Origin of the sequence: Mesorhizobium sp. M7A.F.Ca.US.006.04.2.1, assembly GCF_004022915.1 — a bacterium.
GTDB classification, from domain to species: domain Bacteria; phylum Pseudomonadota; class Alphaproteobacteria; order Rhizobiales; family Rhizobiaceae; genus Mesorhizobium; species Mesorhizobium ciceri.
The window spans coordinates 1-1377 of record NZ_RZQA01001216.1; the positions used below are offsets into that span (position 1 = coordinate 1).

Consider the following 1377-nt stretch of genomic DNA (forward strand, 5'->3'; position numbering starts at 1 on the left):
CTCGACACCTCTCCCCCGATCGACGGGGGAGAGGAAGGGCAAGGGGCGGCGCGCGGACGTCTCATGATGATGGACCGGCCAATTGACCCCGAACCCCATCTGCCCGAAATGTAGCGCCCCATGGCCACGCGCGAACCACCCAAGCCCACTGAACCCCTCACTTTCGCCGTGCTGGTGTTCCCAGGTTTTCCGATGATGGCGTTCAGCTCGGTCATCGAGCCGCTGCGCGCCGCCAATGTCCTGGCGAAAAGAGAATGCTATCGCTGGATCATCGTCGGCGGCACGAAAGGTGCGGTCGAGGCGTCGAACGGCGTCGTCATCCAGCCGGGCTTTTACGCCGAGGATGCCCCGAAGGTCGACCGCATCGTCGTCTGCTCGGGCGGCGATGCCGATCACCTCGTCGCCGAGGACGCTGCACACTGGATCCGCAAGAGCCTGCGCAATGGCGCCCATATCGGGGCGGTGGCGGATGCCGCGTTCTTCCTGGCGCGCGCCGGCCTGCTCGACGGCCATGCCTGCACCTTGCACTGGACCAGCCAGGCCGCCTTCACCGAAGCCTTCCCCAACATCGAGCTCAGGCGCGACCTCTATGTCATCGACCGCAAGCGCTTCACCTCGGCCGGCGGCGTCGGCAGCCTCGACATGATGCTGGAGATCATCACCCGCGATTACGGCGCCGAGCTTGCCGCCGGCGTCGCCGAATGGTTCGTGCACAGCCAGCTGCGCTCCAGCATCGACCGCAAGATGATGCCGCTGCGCCTGCGCACTGGGGTCCAGAACGAGCTGGTGCTGTCGGCCATCGCCATCATGGAGGATGCGGTCGAGGAACGGCTCGGCATGGCCGAGCTGACCGCGAAGCTCGGCGTGTCCTCAGACAAGCTCGAGCGCTCCTTCCGCTCCGAACTCGCCATCTCGCCCAATGGCTACTACCGGCGCCTGAGGCTCAAACGCGCCGCCGATCTTTTGGCGCATTCGACGCTCGCCGTGCGCGACGTGGCGCTGGCATGTGGGTTTGCCTCGATGTCGAGTTTTGCCCGGGCGTTTCGCGAGGAGCATGGCCATCCGCCGAAACTGGCGCGGAGGCATTAGGGTAGTCAAAGGAATGGCGGGACAGCGCCCCCCTCTGTCCTGCCGGACATCTCCCCCTCAAGGGGGGAGATCGGATGTAACAACGGCTTTCGCCAATTTTCAGCGATGAAGAAAAGAGCGATGAGGCCAAAGCTGCCAATCTCCCCCCTTGAGGGGGAGATGTCCGGCAGGACAGAGGGGGGCGCTTGGCGCCTGCATCTCTTGTTGCCCAGCGGCATTCCGCACAACACACGCGGTTTCCAGCACAATCCTCCGGCCCCCGCTGCGCCATGCTCCAGCCCTCCCAAC

The 1377-nt window shown here is 65.1% G+C and carries 1 protein-coding gene; it reads left to right on the plus strand.

The annotated features are described in order from the left end of the window. Positions 1–120 precede the first annotated feature (120 nt). Positions 121–1089: a GlxA family transcriptional regulator gene (locus EN925_RS35940; protein WP_013528701.1), complete on the plus strand. Its 969-nt coding sequence runs from the start codon at positions 121–123 to the stop codon at positions 1087–1089. The last annotated feature ends 288 nt before the right edge of the window (positions 1090–1377 follow it).